The sequence below is a fragment of the Gardnerella bretellae genome, assembly GCF_048545135.1.
GTDB lineage: Bacteria > Actinomycetota > Actinomycetes > Actinomycetales > Bifidobacteriaceae > Bifidobacterium > Bifidobacterium greenwoodii.
In genome coordinates this window covers 213,569-230,587 of record NZ_JBKQXU010000003.1, presented here as the reverse complement: position 1 = coordinate 230,587, position 17,019 = coordinate 213,569, and the positions used below count along the sequence as shown (strand labels likewise).

Here is a 17,019-nt window from a genome sequence, read left to right as displayed (position 1 = left end):
CTTCCGCAGACAATATGGAGCTAACAATGAGAAGAAATAATAAATATAACGGCATGCGCATACTTACTACTTCAACTATCATTGCAGCAATGTCACTACTTTCTGCATGTCCAATAAGTGCATTAGCTATTACCCCCCCCCATCAGCAGAAGTAACCGTAACTAACCCAGCTCCAAAAACACAACTTGTTGTAGATGGCACAAACGGATTAGATTCCAACGATGGATCTGAAAGTAAGCCATTAAAAACTATTCAAAAAGCTCTTGAAAAAGCCACACAAAAACCTGCAAATATCAACATTAAAGGCAATTTTTCACTTAATGCACCTATAGAAATTCCACAAGGCATTACACTTTCTATCGATAAATCCGGCGCCACAATAGCAGGCTCGAATAATACCAACGATGGCATCACGCTGAAATCTGGTTCCACACTTCGCGGTGACGGCGAATTGAAAATGACTGCATTTAGGGTAGCTCTTACAGCAGAACAAGGCTCTCTTATTACGGACGGCACATACACTTTCAAAGATAACGCAGAAGAAGAAAGTCACGGAATCTACCTTGCGGGAACAGTAAAAGGTACAAGTAAAGATAAATTAAAAATTACTGCCGACGACAAATGTAATACAGATTTTTATGCTGATGGTATTACTTTCGAAAACGCTACTATTAACGTTAAATCACAAATTCGCACATGGTTTGATGCAAGAGATTTAACTTTGAAGAATTCTTCACTTACTGTAGCAGGCTTTGGAATGACATACTACGTAAACAAATTAAACATGGATAATTCGGAGTTTGTTATTAATAAAATTGGCTGGAGGAACTCAACTGGTTTAACAATTCAAGGCAACTCAACTGTTACCAATAATTCACGGATTGTTGCGAATGCAGGATCTACAGCAGGCATTTCCGTTGGAATAGAAAACGGAAAATTAACTGTTACCAACTCTACTCTTGAATTTAATAATGGTGGCACTGGCGGCTTAAATGTAAATACCGGAAAAGTAATTCTCACAGATTCTACAATCAAAGGTAATGGAAAAAATAGTGGAGCGCTTTTTGGAGCTCAAGAAAACGGCTCTATTGAACTTAGAGGAGACTGCTTAATAGATAGCCCAGCAAGTAAAAATGCAGACGGTGGAGCTGGAACAGGAAATAGCTATGTTGTTACTGGAGGCTCACACATGGTTACATATGCTCCTGATTATCACAGCAACAAGGGAAGCACTGTTCCTGTAAACGGTAAAGAAAACGGTAATGAAAGGCTAAGTCTCTTTACTCTTGCCGATAGTTCTGTAAATGAGATAAAACCAATTAACAAAAATGGAAATGCCTACATATACTCAGTTAAAAAAGCTTCTAAAGATAACGAAAAACACGTATGGGTTCCAGCAGCAAAAGTGACATTCGAGCTCAATGATACAAAAGCTGAGGATTCTAAAAAAGCTAAAGAAGCTATATTCTCTGACTCTTCAACTAAAGCAAAAGAATCCCTTGCCATACGAGGCTACGCATTAAACTTTGCAAAAACAGTGGCAGGAGGAAGTACTGAAGTACCAGCAAATCCAATTGCTCCTGGATATAAGTTCCTCGGGTGGTTCTTCAAGAACGCTGAGAATAAAGAGCAACAATTTACTGAAAGTATGCCTATAACAAGCGACACAACAGTGTATGCAAAATGGGAAAAAGATGCCTCATCTTATGCTGTTCGCTACCATAATTGCGCTCAAGACGATGCAACATACCTTGTTAGTGAAACTAACCCAAAACGCACCAGCAAAGTTCTTTCATTCGACGAAGTTATTAAGAATAATGCAAAATTTGCCCGCGAAGGAATGGTCTTCAAAGGTTGGACCACAGAGAAAAACGGCAAAGGTGAGACTGTAAAAGCAGGTAGCAATATTGCTATAGCGAAGAATAAAAACTTAATTGACTTATATGCGAATTGGGAAGAAAAAGAATTTACAGTAAAATTCTCTGCGAATGGCGGAACTTTCTCCGATAGCAGCATCTTTAAGAAAAATACAAAAGTATTTGAGATTAAAAAAGATAAGCGCGGCGGAGAAGTTGCTGTTGTGAAGAAAACAGCAAAATTTAGCGAAAACAAGACGCTAATCAATCTTATTAAAAGTTTGGATGATAATGTCAATATAGACACACCTGGCATTAGTGGCAAAGCAAGTTCCGATTCAGATGCAAATTATACGAATCTTGCCACGCGCAAATATTATCATTTAATAAATGAGAAAAAAGAAAACTCACTCTTTGGCTATGTTTATAGCACAGATTACTACTACTGGTTCAAAGACAAGGATGGAACAGAAAAAGCTACTATTGACAATGATCCAAAAGTGAACGATGATCTTACCTTCTACCTTAAGTGGAAGATTGATCCAAGCATTGAACACATACAGCAGGAGAATATTGATCTTCCTGCAGATTTATTAACTGGCGATAACACAGCAACTACAGCATACAAAGTTACACCAGGACAAACTATTGATTTCACTGGAACAATCGCAGCTTCAGTAGTAAAAGACCAAATGAAAGCGATAGAAAATACTTTTAAAACAGTGAAAAAGGAAAATTATAGCAATATTGCTCTCAGCGATATGACATCTTCTTTCATGGCTACATTTACTATCCCAGACGGTTTAACGCTGCCTGAAAATATCACAAAAAATACGCTTAAGCTCGATGGATTCTCAGATACTTTTGCTATCCAGAATGTGCAAGTTAAAGACAAGACTGTAACAGTTACTATTAATTTGAAATCTGGTATTAAAACGTATGCGGAATTGCAGACAGCAGTACAAACAAATCTTGGCGACGCAATGAAAATCACTATTCCGGGAATAAAGATAAACCAAGATTTCTCCGGAAAAGCTACAATTGTTGGAACCGTATCGGGCTCATTCCACGCAGCTGCAACATTTAATGGAACAACGAAATTATTTGACTTTACTTGGAACGGCTCACAAACAAGCGAAGGGAAAAACTCTGACGCAGCAGCAGGTGCTAATGGTATTTCTCTCACCGTAGAATATGATCCACAAACGCCTCCAACTCCTCCGACACCGCCAACACCACCAACACCAGTTCCTGAACCAACACCAGTTCCTGAACCAACACCTATTCCAGAACCAAACCCAGAACAAACACCATGGCCAAAATATAAGCCGACTCCAGAAAAAACACAAAACACTACACCACTTCCAAAAGAAAATCCAAATAATAAAATCATAGAAAAGCGCAAAAACGAAAATAACCAACTTCCAAAAACAGGAAGCGAAATATTACTGACTGCCTTTTCTGCGATTGCAATATTCGGACTTGCTGTAGTAATAGCAAAATTAAAGCGCATAAAAATAAATAAGCAATAATTTCATAAAAAACAAACAAAATAGGGGTTAGTATTGTAAAAACAACTGCAGTACTAACCCCTATTAATACACACAAATATTCAACAATATAATCACGGTTATATTAATCACGGTTATATTAAAAATTAAGGTTGCTGTAAATTATTTTGCGGATTGAATTGAAGCCTCTTGGCGAGCAACGTCAAGCGCTTTGTTGAAGGCGTCGCTAGTCCAACTTGCTCCAGCAACAACCGAAATATGCAAATCTTTCAACGGTTTTCCAACGATTTTGCCTGGAATAGCCTTTGAGAATGCATCCATATGGCCTCTTGAAATCGGCGTAAACGGATGAGGCGTTATTTGCACATCGCTAACATTTCCATTTGCAACGCTTAAATTTACTTCAATACTATCTTCTGCAACAGGACCATATGTAGCTTTGATTTTATAATCGCCATCTTTGTAATTGCCGGTATCGGTTTTAGGCTGATTTTGCTGGTTTTTTGAATCTTGCGAATCTCCAGAATCCTCAATTTGCGCAGAAGACTTAGATTGCTGAGCGCCAGCATCGTACTTTCCAGAAGGATTACCACCATCATCCGCGCTCTGACCGGAATTACCAGCAAACTCATCGTTCATCGGCACAGCGCTCGGCTCGCCGCAAGCAGAAAACATAGCGGACGATGCAGCTACAATCGCAAGCGCAGCAACGGTTTTCGTAACTTTTTTGGATTTCAAATCGTCGCGTGAATTATTGCAGCGTGAAACATCGTGAAACATATTATCTGAAACCATAAAATCATCGCCTTTAAATCTTGTATATTCTAAAATCTTACGCAACTAATCATCTAAAAACTAATCATCTAAATTCGCCAACTTAGGTGATTTAGTAGGCTCATGGTCTTGCAAAGCTTCCGCAACGCTTTCATCAACATGAGCACTCGTAAACGCAGGCTTTCCACCAATCGCCTCGTACGCTTTGCGCGCACTCTCATTATTCCAGCGCTCACCAACAAGCACACCGTGATTAAGCATAATTTCGCGATCCGCACACTGAGCAACCAAAGAATCGTGCGTTACAACAATGATCGTCGTGCCTTGATTGTGCAGCTGCTTAAACAAATCGAGTACAATCTGCTCATTTTTTTCATCCAAATTACCAGTCGGCTCATCCGCAAGCAGCAACTTAGGGCAGTTTATAAGCGCACGAGCAACGCAAACACGCTGCTGCTCACCTCCCGAAAGCTGGCTTGGCAAATGGTGAGCGCGGTCCTTCAAACCAACTCGATCCAAAGCATCCATTGCCTGAGCTTCGTCAACAACAGAATGATAGTATTGCGCAACCATCACGTTTTCAACTGCTGTTAAATGCGGCACAAGATAAAACTTTTGAAAAACTAAGCCAATTACGTTTTTACGAACGTCTGCAAGTTGACCTGCATTCAAATCCTCAAGTTTGCGACCTTGTAAAGACACGGAACCCTTGGACGGCGAATCCATGCAGCCAATAATGTTCATAAGCGTGGTTTTACCAGAACCACTCGAGCCAACGATTGAAAGCCACTCACCTTCTGGCACAGTAAGCGACAAATCATCAACCGCGCGAAGAGATCCATAAATCTTGGAAATATGGTCCAAAGTCAAAAGCATTTTTGGCGTAGCTTTTGTGTTCTCCGGCTTAGTTTCTTTATTCTCTGTCATATTAAATCCTTAACTCAAATCCTTAGCTAATCACTCTAAAATCACTCTAAAAGCTATTCTTCTCGAAGCACAATCGCAGGGTCAATTTTTGAAGCGCGCAAAACAGGCGGCAACGCCGCAACGCAAGACGCAATCAGGCTAAATGCAACAGAAAATGCAACAAGCCACCAATTCACGCCCAAATCTCTAGCAAACACCATTGCTGCAAGCAAACGAGCAAACACATACCCTACTGCAGTACCCGCAATGCCGCCAATCAAGCCGTATAATCCAGCTTCGGCAGTAAACTCCACGCCAATACTCCGCGCACTCGCACCCAAAGCCTTGCGCAAACCAATTTCGTTTCGACGCTGCTGCACAATCGAAGAAATCGTAGTGCTAACGCCAACCATCATCAGCACTAAAACAACAAGCGACACAATGCAGAACAGGCTGCGAAGCATTGTAATAATACCAGTGTCAGCAGCAGTAACTTTAGTAACTTGCTGAGCGCGCACACGCATAGAAGTCATGTCGTTAATACTTCTCACAACAGCATCAACACTAGGCGCAGAAGACGAGTAAGCAATCACATCCGCTCCACGCTTAACACCAGTAAGAGTATTCACATCCGCATTAAGAGCATAAAGCATGGAATCCTCAGCTCCACCAGTGTCCAAAATGCCGCAAACGCGGAAAGTTGTGCCGTGAGTATCCATAATATCCGTTGAAACGCGACCTTCAACAAGCTTTTGTTGAGAAGATTTTTGCGCAGACTGATCTGAAGACTTACTTGCAGACTTACTTTCAGACTTTTCTGCCGGCTTATGCGAACCGTCAGTATTATCCGAAGATCTATACGCAATTGCAATACGAGAACCTATTTTTAAGCCCATCGACGAAGCAACATCTCGCCCAACCATCACATTTCCGCTGCTCGGCCAAGAGCCGTCTACATTCCAATGCTTATTAAGAGACTTTACTGAACGAACGTCTATTCCTGCTAAAACATACGGGGCTGCGTTAATACGCACATTTTCGTAACGATATGTAGCAGAGCGCATAGCACCTTTTGCAAGAACCATATCGTTTGTGTGCAAAACCATTGCACGATCAATACCGTTTTTCCACTCGCCCTCTAAAGGAGTTACGATAATATTCGCTCCATACGCACGCATTTCGTCGCTCATCTGCTGAGGTACAACCAAGCAGATTGCAGCCAAACAAAACAGCGTAGCAGCACCAACAAGAGTTGCAATAACAGCCATTAAAGCACGCGATTTTCGGCGAAATACCGCGCTAAATAGCATAGTTATAAACATCGAATTGTTGGAAGTCATATAAGATTTACCTGCCATGAAGCACCTCCGCAGGACGCACACTCAGAATCGAACGAATCGACGAGCCTGCAGCCGCAAGCACAGTCAACGCAAGCAGCACAAACACCAGAACAAATACCATTGGTCGGAACAAAATCGCAGAGCCAAACACTGTAAAACCAATAATCTGCGCAACCGCAAATCCCAAAGCCATGCCAAGTAACGCTCCACCAAACGCAATAACCGCGGTTTCCATAAGCATAAGACGAGCAACAGCACCATCACGCGCACCTAAAGCCTTGAGTAAGGCAAGCTCGCCCGAACGCTCAGAAATCGAAGCAGCCATAAGATTCGCCACAGCAACAGCCGCAGCAATCAAGCTCAACGCAGTCATCAAAACCATAACAGCGCGCGTCTTATTTAACACGTTACCCTGAAGAGCTGCAACTTGACGAACCTGCTTTGCAACAGCTCCCGGAATTACCTCCTCAATTTGGTAAGTAATCGAACTCGGGTAAGCAGTGCAATACCAAGTTTCCCACTCTTCCTGGCTGAGTGCCGCCGGATTTTTAGCCGCCTTACGCGCTAAATCATTTTCCGGAGTAGTAAGCGCTTTTACCTCAATCAAATCAGCCATATTCGGCTTATTTGCAAGGCTTTGAGCATTACTAGAATCTGCGTAAATTGCGTTATTGTCGTCGTCACCAGAATCGTATACGCCAACCAAGCGCAGCGAAACCTCGCGTCCGTCGCGAAGCAAATGCAAACGCTGACCAAGTTTTAAGTGCAAGCGCTCAGCTAGCTGCGAACCTACCATTGCTTCGGATTGATTATCTTTTGCCCAACGTCCTGCATTAATTTTCCACCAAGAGCGCAGGCCTCGAACACCAACAACAGTTGTTTCCCCTGAAGCGAGCGCAAGCTTGCGATTAAACCAAGTTCCAACAATAGGCACAACAGTTTTAGTAGAAGACTTCGATTCAAGATTTGCGTGAACTTTTATTTTCGGCGCAAAATTCGTAATATTGAACGCCCAAAAAATCATTTTAATTTTTGCAGCGTCTGATTCCTTCAAAAAAGCAGTAGACTCTTGGCTTTCGGCAGCTGCTAGATTATGCAAAGAAGCAGCGTCTTCCTGCTCGCGAGAAGCGTATAAATCATTTACAACAGCGCTAGATTTTGGCTGAACAACAATATTCGAACCGTACGAGCTAAGCTCGGCGTTAATCTTGTCTCCAACGTCGTACACAACGCTAAGCATTGACACGCTAACGCACGCACTTAAGCACACTACAAGCGCAATCAGCACACGCTTTTTTATTTGCCTCACAAGAGATCGAGCAACCATGCGCATCATAAACATTAGTTGCTCCTTACTTAAAGTGCGAACTAAGCACGTCTAAATCAGCAGTATGAATTGTGATTTTGCCATGCCCAGCCTTGTACGGGAACGGAATCGGGTTGCAACCACCTTTAAAACCAATAGTTGCTAAGTTAATTGCTACGTCACATTTACGGCAAATAATCTTACCGTCTTTTTCGTAGTAGCCTGCATCACCACAGTTTTCGCAAGCATCCAAACCAACTCCGTACGCTCCACCATTCTTTTTAATGATTATAAAGCGCATAACAGTGCCGTCTTTTGCTTTGTACTGGAAGCGGTGAAGGTGGCCGTCTGAAATTTGCACAAAGTTGATAGTTGCCACGCCATCGTGCAATTCGTACGGTTCAGGCGGTGTTAAAGTTGGCTTAATATTCATAATAGATACGCCTGCAGTAAGCGTAAGTATTACGGTAACAGCAGCCAAAAGCGCCGCAAGAGCAGACTTTCGAGATTTGCGCTTAAAAGCTCGCTTTGTGCGAATTTCTGCAGCATTTTCTCCAACTACTGCCGTTTTAAAACCGATTACGAGAGACGCAACTGCAGGAATCAAAAATACGCTAATTTGCGCCATAATCATCAGCGGATTATTGTTAATCAGCCAAACAAGCACGTTGAAAGAAAAGTCGTCAATATAAAGCAGAATGCTTCCTTGCATAATCTGCAAAAGTGAAGTTACATGCTGAATAAGCAGAATAATCATGCTGAGCACAATTGCAATTTTGAAGGAAATTGCGTTAGATGTGGCTCGCAAAGAGTGCACCATAAGACTTATGCAAATTGCTGCGGCTGCACCAAGCACGAATCCAAGCGCGCGAAGAAGCATGTCGGATGTAAAAGGTGGTGTGCTTGAATCTACAAAAATCGTAAGCTGTAAAATAACGTCCGGAAGCGCATAAAATACTGTAAATGCTAGTGCGCACGCGCCAATTGCGTTACTTATGTGCATTGCAAGCGGATGCTCACGCCAGTTTTCAACAGTTTTGCTCGAGCGAATTACAGCCGCAATTGCAGCAATATCGAAAGGAACTGCAACGCAAAGAGCGGGCATGTTAATAAAGTTACGCTGATTAATTACTACGCTTGCTCGAAGAATTGCAAAAATAAGTGCAGCAACTGTGCCAAACGACAATCCGTACAGTCTCCAGCGCGCACTCAGCGGCTTATCTCGCCCCTCACCCACTGTAAGTGAGGCACTTAAGCCCATTGTAAGTAGCATAAGAGGGAGCAGCCCAGGAAGCACTGTTACGAACAGTCTGAGCATAACTCCCTCCTTTGCTATTAGCTACAATCTATTATTCAATAGTTTCTAATATTTACTAACAATCACTAATTGTTACTAACTATTACTAATTATTACTAACTATTACTACCACTGGCGAGGAGTGTACTTCCAGTCGTCGAATGTGGCCTTGATTGGCTCAGTCCAGAAGCGACCGGTTACGCCGGTAGCAGGATCGACGTGAAGCATCCAACCCTTCTTTTCTGGGGATTCGACTGAAAGCACGAGCTTGTAGTTTCCAGCCTTGTCGAGCTTAACGTTTGCACCGTAGTGAGGACCGTCGGAAGCATTCATCTGCATGAAAGTACCCTTAACAACAGATTCGCCGCTTGCCTTGTCAACAATCTCATAGTTCACAGTCAAATCTGGAATGAACTCGCCCTTACCGTAGCCGAGCTTAGTACCTTTTTGGTTAGCATGAATATCTGCCTCAAGGTGGAAGCTTGCCTCTGAAGCCTTCAAGCCCATGCCAGCTGGAACCATGTCCACTGGCTGGAAGTACACAGCACCGATAGTAAGAGGTCCAATGTTTTGATCCTGGTGAGGGCCAACTGGCACCTCTTCAAAGCCCTTATCGCCGCCTTTGTCGTCAGCCTTGTCGTCAGCCTTTTGCTCGGTTGCCTGTGACTTAGAAGCAGACTTTGCGGAATTTCCGTTAGAACCACAGCCGGCAAGCGCAAGCACACCTGCGAGAGCCAAAGCTGCAATTGCCATCATTTTTTTATTCTTCATATCTAACCTTTTCTTTTGATTGATTAGTTATTTTTATTATTTATTGTTTAGTTGTTATTTAGTTATTTATTTGTTATTTATTTAATTTTGCCTATTTACCTTCTATCGCGCGCTTTCCACGGCTCCGCGCAATAGACACGCAAAGTAGCGAAATTACCACGATTGCAGCAACAATCTGAGCCGTAATCGTTTCCACGTACGGATAGAACCCAAGCCAATCGTTAGTTGGCAAGCCTTGAATATACATACCTGCGAGCGCATCACCCTCAATAAGAGCATGCACACCGCCGCCAGCAAAAATCACCACAAGCACAGACATAAGAGCACTTGTGCCGGTAAAGAATGGACGAATTGGTATGCGAACGGAAGCAAAACGAATAAGCAAGAATATCACTACCAGAACTGCAGCCGCAGCAACAAAACCGCCCCAAATCAGGGAGTCAGCTCCACTTGAAACAGCAAAAATAGCCTGATAGAAGATTACAGTTTCTGCGCCTTCTCTAAACACCGCAAGGAAGCTAAGCAGAGCGAGAGAAATTAAACTGCCTTTAGACACTGCAGCCGTAGTCTGATCGCTAATATACTTATTCCACGCTTGCACGGAAGAACGCGAAATCATCCAGTTGCTTGTGTAAAGAAGCATAAGCATTGCAAACAGTGCAACCACGCCTTCTGTAATCTCTTGCTGAGGTCCGGAACCGTTGAAAAGTAAGCCGAACAGTGCAGCAACAATCAGCGAAGCCACAATACCTGCAGCAAGTCCTAAGTAAATATACTTAACCATGTTTTTGTGGCCGGATTTAATCAGGTACGCAATAATTGCTGCAACAACCAGAAGCGCTTCCAAACCTTCGCGAAGCAAAATTACAAAAGCTTGGCCGAAAGAACTGGTTATAAACTGCATAAACGGATTAGCATTTGAAGATGCACCACCGTCAAGTTTAGCCGAATCTTCAATAAGCATTGCTTTAAGATCCGTTACGAACTTTTTAGCTTGCTCAACCGTTTTGCCGTTGTTCATTGCTTGGCGACACTCTTTGAACTGATATTCGACTGTTGAAACGCGACTACCACTTATTGCGTTCATTACGTTCTTTTCAAAACCGAGCTTTTCGTAATACTGGTAGTATGCTTCGTTGATTAAATCAACTGCTGCTTCGACTTGAGACTTGTTTCCTTTTGCGGATTTGTAGGTTGCAACGGATTTGTCGAGAATAACGTTCATTTCTCGAGCAACTTGGCTCCAAGTACGGCCGTTGCGTCCAAGATTTTTCTTTTTTGCAGCGTCAAGCTTTTTGCGCTCTGCTTTGATTTGCGCACGAAGTTTTTGCGCGTAAATATTCGGCTTATCTATTTTTGAGTTTGAGTCGAGTTGATCTGCAGTTTGCGCAACATCTGCCGAAAGAGCTTTTGATACAGCTGCTATTTGATCTCCCTGATTTTGCTGGTACACAAGCGTTTGCAACTGCTGGAATTGATCGCTTTGCGATTGAACTTTATTCTGACCAAAAGTATCTCGAACAACAGTAATCATATTCGAAGCAACATAAACGGAATTGTAAGCTGCCTGGAATCGTGTGGCAGCTCCCGAATTATTGCCGCTTTTATATTCACTTTGGCCCTGCTGCAATTGGCTATCAATCGCCTTAGAAACATCCGACCAACTAGCGTACGAACGATCTGCGTCTGTTGCAAAAGCTGGCTCAGTTACAGCAAACGAGCTTATAACAAAACTCGCAAACGTGCACATAGACATGCACATAACCATGCATACAGCCAGCATGAGCGCGGTAGCACCGGAAACAACTCGGCGCACACTTTTACACGCGCGCATAACATCTCCTCGTGTCTTCTTACACTTCCTGCTTCTCAACGCGCTCTACCCCGATTGAGCGCACCCAACTAAAACTTGCCATCAAAGGCCCCACAGGTACATGATATCGACATATCATGTAGATTGATATAGTTCGGAGCAAAAAACACGCAAATATTGCAAAAATGATATTGATAACGAGAATTATCTTTCGTTTTGGTTGAAACTAATAAGTCCAACAAACTCATTAAACATGTTTCTCATACTTTCCACAATGCGACTTTTCTTCTCAGTGCGCGCCTTAGCCGCAGCGCCATTGCTATAATCCGCCAGCTTCTCCAACTCTTTTTCGTTAAGCTGCGCAATAAACCCTTCAATAAGCTTCTTTTTACTACGCAACTGCGGGCTAGAGTCAACCGCCACCCTAATAGAAGCAAGAACATTTTTATCTCTGATTTGTGTTGGAGTTTGCTGTGCGTATGGGGGTTTTGAGTGTTGAGTGTATTGCTTTCGGTTTTGTTTGCTACTAGTGGCATTCAAAACCGAAAGCTTTTTTGTTTGTTTTTGTTCTATTTGTTTCCATACTGCGTTTTGAGCGTTTTGAACGTTTTATGCGTTTTGTGTATAGCTATAATCTTATATGCGATTTTGCAAGTCACATCTGCATTTGTTATTTCGTTTCATTTGTTATCTCATCTCTTTTTTACCAAATTGTGTTATTGCAATCAAAAATACAAACACAGATATTGCAATTGCACATGGCAAAAATGGTATAAGATTAAATCCGTTTCCTAATCCTGTTGATGTAACTGCATGTAGAGAGCGGGAAACCATATATCCGCTGTAACAATAAGGATAAACTATCCAAAGTGGAGTATTTGCTATTAATACGCCAGGAATTACAAGAAGTATATTTAATCCAACGGATAACATTGACTTTTCAAAAAGCACAGTAATCGCCCACATGACTATTACGCTTGGAATCATAGTCAAAAACAGATCTAAACACCATTTTAGTAGATACATAATTGGTAGCGTTTCTGTAACTCCCGTGCTACTGGTTGCAAACAATCCTGCTATAACGAATACGGCAAAAAATACGACCATTTCCATAAGCAAATAAAATAGCAGTACGCAAAATTTTGCAGCAGAAATCGCGTATCTGCTAACAGGCAGTGCCAGCATTTTTAGTATTCCGTTATTGCTTGTTTCTCGTCCTGCAATCATCACGCAGATAACAATCATACTAAGCGGAAGCAGATAATATGAGTAGACTAATGCGCTTTGAAGAAACATAGCAGCCCATGCGTTTGTATATTCTGGAGTGAAGTAGCTATGAAGGCTTGCTACACCAGATCCAACCACAAGTAATGGCGCAATAAAAATCAAAGGAATAATTTTACTACGCTTTACTTTCTTAAATTCGATTCTAAAAAGTTCAAAAAATCTCATTTTCATAATCTCCTTATTCGTAGTGCAGGTTCTTAGCTGCCCACAATCCAGAACATAAAAACAGAAGTGTTTCAACTATGGATACGATTACGACCGTAGTATTAGGTTGCGCGCTCATGGCAACTGCTGGTTTTAGCATAACTATAAAAGGTGATGCCATAAAAAGCACAATGTCTGAAGAAGCCAATGCCATGCCGCTTAAAAATCCTGCTACACCAATTCCAAGCGTCACCCACATGTTTTCAAATCGTGATGATACAAAAATCATAAAGGACAATACAGGCATTGACGTAATAAATGAATATGCAGCAAAAGATATAAGAGTACTTACATTAAACGTACCTTGTGGCAAATCTGTTACACCGATTTTTGCAAGTGCTAAATTTTGTATGCAAATAGCGATTAGTAACAGAACAGTCAGCAGTATAAATTTGCATAGGTACATAGCAGGAACGCTCATAGGCAGCATATGCATCTTTTTTACTGCATTTCCCTTAAATTCCATGTTGTAGATAATGCATGCTGCGACTATTATGCCGAACATGTTTAACACCATAATCATGCCGTAAAGCTGTGTAAGAAGAATATCCATAGGAGCTAAAGGCAGGTTTAATAATGTATTTTTTCGTACAATAAAATTCACAAAAGCGTACGCTGCTCCCATAACGCCAATAGCAATCATAAGAGCTATAAAGCCAGTTCTCTTGCATTTTTTTAGTTCGATTACAAGCGTTTTCATAGTCTTGCACTCTGCTTCCTGATTTTATTGTCTTCATCAATCATGGATAGGAACATATCTTCCAAATTGTCGGAAGCAAAACCAGATTGTAATGCATGCTGTCGTAGTTCATCTAAACTACCTTCAAATAACAAGTGTCCGTGATTAAGTATTCCAATATCATCTGCAATAAGCTCAATTTCGGATAGCATATGAGAAGAAATAAGAATCGTGCAATCGTAAAGATCTGGCAGTGACTTAATCAGATTTCGGATTTCGTGTATGCCAGATGGATCGAGTCCATTTGTTGGCTCATCTAAAATCAAAATAGGTGGTCTACCAAGCAATGCTCCAGCAAGACCAAGCCTTTGCTTCATGCCAAGCGAATATTTTTTTGCAAGACGGTCTGCAAACTCAGAAAGACCTACTAATTCTAATGCGTCATCAACTGCACTCTTAGGTAGTTCTAAAATGCGACGTATAATGTCAAGATTTTCTCTACCTGTTAGATTTGCATAGAAAGATGGTGATTCAATAAATGAGCCTATTTCTTTCAAAATAGGTATGCGATCGGCAGGAAACTGCTTTCCGTCGATCGTAAATACACCTTTTGTTGGAGCCGTAAGACCTAGGAGCATTTTCATTGTTGTAGATTTTCCAGCTCCATTTGGCCCAAGAAAGCCGTAAATGCTACCTTTGCGAATATGAAGTGAAACATCATTAACAGCAATAAATGATTTATATTTTTTTGTTAAATGTTCTGTTGTAACAATATTGTTCATGGCAATATCTCCTTTCAGGATTTATGATATTGCGTCAACCTTTCTACAACATTCTCTTCACCTTACATCTACCTTACATTTTTATGCGATGTCAAAAAATGAATATTCACATGGCATAATATATGTTAGGGGGTTCTCCATGAATCGGAATGATTATTTATTGAACAAGCATCTGCTACTTGTCGATGATGAGCAGGAACTTCTAGATATGGTTGTGTCCATATTAAACGAATACGGTTTTTATAATATAACGACTGCAAAAAGTATAAAAGATGCAGTAGAAGCAACACAAAAATTACGTCCAGAATTAGCAATCCTTGATGTTATGCTCCCAGACGGTAATGGGTTTGAGTTAATGAAGCAGATAAAACAATATAGTGATTGTCCTATTTTATTCCTTACTGCTTGCGGTGAAGATGAAGATAAGTTTAAGGGATTTGACTTAGGAGCAGACGATTATATTGTAAAACCGTTTCTTCCAAAAGATCTAACGTTTCGCATTATGGCAATTTTAAGACGAAGCTACAAGAGCGAAAATCCCATTGTTAAACTGAAAAATAGTCAGATTGATTTTTCTTCTGCCCAAGTAATAAAAAATAACGAACATATTCCACTCACAGCCAAAGAATATGATTTACTTTCTGCACTTTATAGAAATGCTGGATGCATTGTAACAATTGACGCGTTATGTGAAGCTGCATGGGGAGCTAATCCTTTTGGATATGAAAATTCTTTAATGGCACATATACGTCGTATCAGAGAAAAAATAGAACTCAATCCATCGCAGCCTGTTTCTTTAATAACAGTTAAAGGTTTAGGATATAAGCTGATTGTGGAGTAAAGCAGAATGAAAAGCATACCAAAACTAATACAACGCTTCATAAGTATTTTTCTACTAAGCTCTGTGCTTATAGTATTAATGAATATTATTGCGTTTATTGTACTTATAGGAAATTACGCTCCCGATAAAGAGATGTCTCCTTATAGCATAGCAAAAGAGACGGGAGAAGCATTACAATTATCCACAAGTGGGGATTATGCATTATCCAAAAATATGTCTTCCAAATTGACAAATTCTGGCGCATGGGCAATTCTGATTGATAATAATACGTTGAAAGTCGTGTGGAAAACAGAAAATGTTCCTGCGGGTATTCCAAACGACTATACTTTGTCTGATATAGCTAATTTGAGCGTTGGCTACATTGATGGTTATCCAACTTACACTGGCAAAAATAAGGATGGAGTTGTAGTAGTTGGATTTCCGCACAACAGCTTTTGGAAACATACGCGACCAAGTTGGAACTACAGTTTAATCTCAAATTTTCCGCAGATTGTTTTAAGCGTATTATTTATCAACATTTTGCTGATTCTTGGAATTTATTTAATAGCTAATATAAAACTACTAAAATCAATTAATCCGATTACAAAAGGGATACGACGTTTATCTAGTGGGGAAAGCGTGCATATTCCAGAAACAGGAGCGCTTTCAGAAATTTCATCTAACATAAATTCTGCTTCCGATATTTTGCAAATGCAAAAAGAACAATTGAGAAAAAGGGAGACTGCAAGAGCAAATTGGATAGCTGGGGTTTCGCATGATATTCGTACGCCGTTATCTATGGTGATGGGATATGCGGGACAGTTAGAAAATTCTCTACATATTTCGCAAGAAGATCGTAAAAAAGCGACGATGATTATTAAGCAAAGTGCCAGAATGAAGAATTTGATTAATGACCTTAATCTGGCTTCAAAACTTGAATACAATATGCAACCAATTATGAAAAAAGAAGAAAATGTTGTTGCTGTTGTTAGGCAAGTTGTTGTGGATTTTATGAATATGGGTATGCAAGATGAGTTTTCGATTAAATGGGAAACGGACGCAGAATTGACTGTTTGCAATATTAATGTAGATAAAGATTTATTAAAACGAGCAATATCTAATCTTATTCAGAACAGCATATCTCATAATGAAAATGGGTGTACGATTTATGTATCCGTTGCTGCAAACAATAATAATTGTATTATTTGTGTTGAAGATAACGGTATAGGTGTTTCAGATGAAAAAATCGAAAAGCTTAATCATGAACCGCACTATATGATTTGCGATACAAGTACTGCAGAGCAACGGCATGGTTTGGGTTTGCTGATTGTTCAGCAGATTATTGGCGCTCACAATGGAACAGTTGATATAAGTAGAAGCAAATACGGTGGGTTTAAGGTTGAGTTAACAGTGCCAAGTAAAAAATGTGGGTTATAGGTCTTTTGGCCTATAACCCAAATATACAGTATTTATTAGTTGTCTTTTTTGTACACTGCCAGAAATAATTAAGCCGTTATCTCTAAGATGTCGCATTAAAGAATCAACTGTTTTATAAGAAATCACACATAATCTTCTTCTCTGCAATTTTTTACTCTACAGTAAAATTTATTCTACAATTTTACTATGCACATTTGAAAGTGTAAGCTGATTGCAACGCTACCGTATTGCTTGCG

At 40.7% G+C, this 17,019-nt stretch carries 14 protein-coding genes; 3 read left to right on the top strand and 11 right to left on the bottom strand.

Features of this window, described 5'->3' with window-relative positions; all coding sequences use genetic code 11:
- Nucleotides 1-106: 106 nt before the first annotated feature.
- On the top strand, nt 107-3,388 hold the full coding sequence (locus tag ACJV7B_RS03690) for an InlB B-repeat-containing protein (RefSeq protein ID WP_419388989.1): 3,282 nt from the start codon (nt 107-109) through the stop codon (nt 3,386-3,388).
- A 141-nt stretch (nt 3,389-3,529) separates the two neighbouring features.
- Here the strand turns inward: ACJV7B_RS03690 and ACJV7B_RS03685 are convergent, their stop codons facing one another.
- The 11 genes from ACJV7B_RS03685 to ACJV7B_RS03635 form a co-directional block, all read right to left on the bottom strand.
- The gene (locus ACJV7B_RS03685) at nt 3,530-4,162 is read right to left on the bottom strand and encodes an FMN-binding protein (protein ID WP_419388988.1); all 633 of its coding nucleotides are present in this window, start codon (nt 4,160-4,162) and stop codon (nt 3,530-3,532) included.
- Between the two features lie 60 nt (nt 4,163-4,222).
- The gene (locus ACJV7B_RS03680) at nt 4,223-5,068 is read right to left on the bottom strand and encodes an ABC transporter ATP-binding protein (protein ID WP_308582760.1); all 846 of its coding nucleotides are present in this window, start codon (nt 5,066-5,068) and stop codon (nt 4,223-4,225) included.
- Nucleotides 5,069-5,121: 53 nt separating this feature from the next.
- Nucleotides 5,122-6,405 (bottom strand): ABC transporter permease, encoded by a 1,284-nt coding sequence (locus ACJV7B_RS03675; RefSeq protein ID WP_419388987.1) that lies wholly within the window; start codon nt 6,403-6,405, stop codon nt 5,122-5,124.
- Nucleotides 6,395-7,729, bottom strand: coding sequence for an ABC transporter permease (locus ACJV7B_RS03670; RefSeq protein ID WP_419388986.1), 1,335 nt, complete (start codon nt 7,727-7,729; stop codon nt 6,395-6,397). Before ACJV7B_RS03670 ends, ACJV7B_RS03675 begins: the two co-directional genes overlap by 11 nt.
- Before the next feature lie 10 nt (nt 7,730-7,739).
- Complete coding sequence (locus ACJV7B_RS03665) at nt 7,740-9,011, bottom strand: Fe-S-containing protein (RefSeq protein WP_410313763.1); 1,272 nt, start codon at nt 9,009-9,011, stop codon at nt 7,740-7,742.
- A 105-nt stretch (nt 9,012-9,116) separates the two neighbouring features.
- Nucleotides 9,117-9,761, bottom strand: a complete 645-nt coding sequence (locus ACJV7B_RS03660) for an iron transporter (RefSeq protein ID WP_102695043.1) — start codon at nt 9,759-9,761, stop codon at nt 9,117-9,119.
- 91 nt (nt 9,762-9,852) lie between these two features.
- A complete protein-coding gene (locus ACJV7B_RS03655) occupies nt 9,853-11,595 on the bottom strand; it encodes an FTR1 family iron permease (protein ID WP_410313764.1) in 1,743 nt (580 codons plus the stop codon).
- A 183-nt stretch (nt 11,596-11,778) separates the two neighbouring features.
- Nucleotides 11,779-12,114, bottom strand: coding sequence for a type I restriction endonuclease subunit R, EcoR124 family (locus ACJV7B_RS03650; protein WP_410314682.1), 336 nt, complete (start codon nt 12,112-12,114; stop codon nt 11,779-11,781).
- Nucleotides 12,115-12,261: 147 nt separating this feature from the next.
- Nucleotides 12,262-13,026 (bottom strand): ABC transporter permease, encoded by a 765-nt coding sequence (locus ACJV7B_RS03645; RefSeq protein ID WP_032841590.1) that lies wholly within the window; start codon nt 13,024-13,026, stop codon nt 12,262-12,264.
- 13 nt (nt 13,027-13,039) lie between these two features.
- The gene (locus ACJV7B_RS03640; protein WP_004132069.1) at nt 13,040-13,765 is read right to left on the bottom strand and encodes an ABC transporter permease; all 726 of its coding nucleotides are present in this window, start codon (nt 13,763-13,765) and stop codon (nt 13,040-13,042) included.
- Nucleotides 13,762-14,526 (bottom strand): ABC transporter ATP-binding protein, encoded by a 765-nt coding sequence (locus ACJV7B_RS03635; protein WP_004129738.1) that lies wholly within the window; start codon nt 14,524-14,526, stop codon nt 13,762-13,764. The genes ACJV7B_RS03640 and ACJV7B_RS03635 overlap by 4 nt, the downstream gene beginning before the upstream one ends.
- Before the next feature lie 139 nt (nt 14,527-14,665).
- Here ACJV7B_RS03635 and ACJV7B_RS03630 point away from each other — a divergent pair, with 139 nt between their 5' ends.
- The gene (locus ACJV7B_RS03630; protein ID WP_004135887.1) at nt 14,666-15,367 is read left to right on the top strand and encodes a response regulator transcription factor; all 702 of its coding nucleotides are present in this window, start codon (nt 14,666-14,668) and stop codon (nt 15,365-15,367) included.
- Between the two features lie 6 nt (nt 15,368-15,373).
- Nucleotides 15,374-16,783 (top strand): sensor histidine kinase, encoded by a 1,410-nt coding sequence (locus tag ACJV7B_RS03625; protein WP_032841561.1) that lies wholly within the window; start codon nt 15,374-15,376, stop codon nt 16,781-16,783.
- Nucleotides 16,784-17,019: the final 236 nt, after the last annotated feature.

Coding starts and splice junctions, on each gene's coding strand:
- ACJV7B_RS03690 (WP_419388989.1), top strand. CDS start 107: ATGTCCAATAAGTGCATTAGCTATTACCCCCCCCCATCAGCAGAAGTA.
- ACJV7B_RS03685 (WP_419388988.1), bottom strand. CDS start 4,162: ATGGTTTCAGATAATATGTTTCACGATGTTTCACGCTGCAATAATTCA.
- ACJV7B_RS03680 (WP_308582760.1), bottom strand. CDS start 5,068: ATGACAGAGAATAAAGAAACTAAGCCGGAGAACACAAAAGCTACGCCA.
- ACJV7B_RS03675 (WP_419388987.1), bottom strand. CDS start 6,405: ATGGCAGGTAAATCTTATATGACTTCCAACAATTCGATGTTTATAACT.
- ACJV7B_RS03670 (WP_419388986.1), bottom strand. CDS start 7,729: ATGTTTATGATGCGCATGGTTGCTCGATCTCTTGTGAGGCAAATAAAA.
- ACJV7B_RS03665 (WP_410313763.1), bottom strand. CDS start 9,011: ATGCTCAGACTGTTCGTAACAGTGCTTCCTGGGCTGCTCCCTCTTATG.
- ACJV7B_RS03660 (WP_102695043.1), bottom strand. CDS start 9,761: ATGAAGAATAAAAAAATGATGGCAATTGCAGCTTTGGCTCTCGCAGGT.
- ACJV7B_RS03655 (WP_410313764.1), bottom strand. CDS start 11,595: ATGCGCGCGTGTAAAAGTGTGCGCCGAGTTGTTTCCGGTGCTACCGCG.
- ACJV7B_RS03645 (WP_032841590.1), bottom strand. CDS start 13,026: ATGAGATTTTTTGAACTTTTTAGAATCGAATTTAAGAAAGTAAAGCGT.
- ACJV7B_RS03640 (WP_004132069.1), bottom strand. CDS start 13,765: ATGAAAACGCTTGTAATCGAACTAAAAAAATGCAAGAGAACTGGCTTT.
- ACJV7B_RS03635 (WP_004129738.1), bottom strand. CDS start 14,526: ATGAACAATATTGTTACAACAGAACATTTAACAAAAAAATATAAATCA.
- ACJV7B_RS03630 (WP_004135887.1), top strand. CDS start 14,666: ATGAATCGGAATGATTATTTATTGAACAAGCATCTGCTACTTGTCGAT.
- ACJV7B_RS03625 (WP_032841561.1), top strand. CDS start 15,374: ATGAAAAGCATACCAAAACTAATACAACGCTTCATAAGTATTTTTCTA.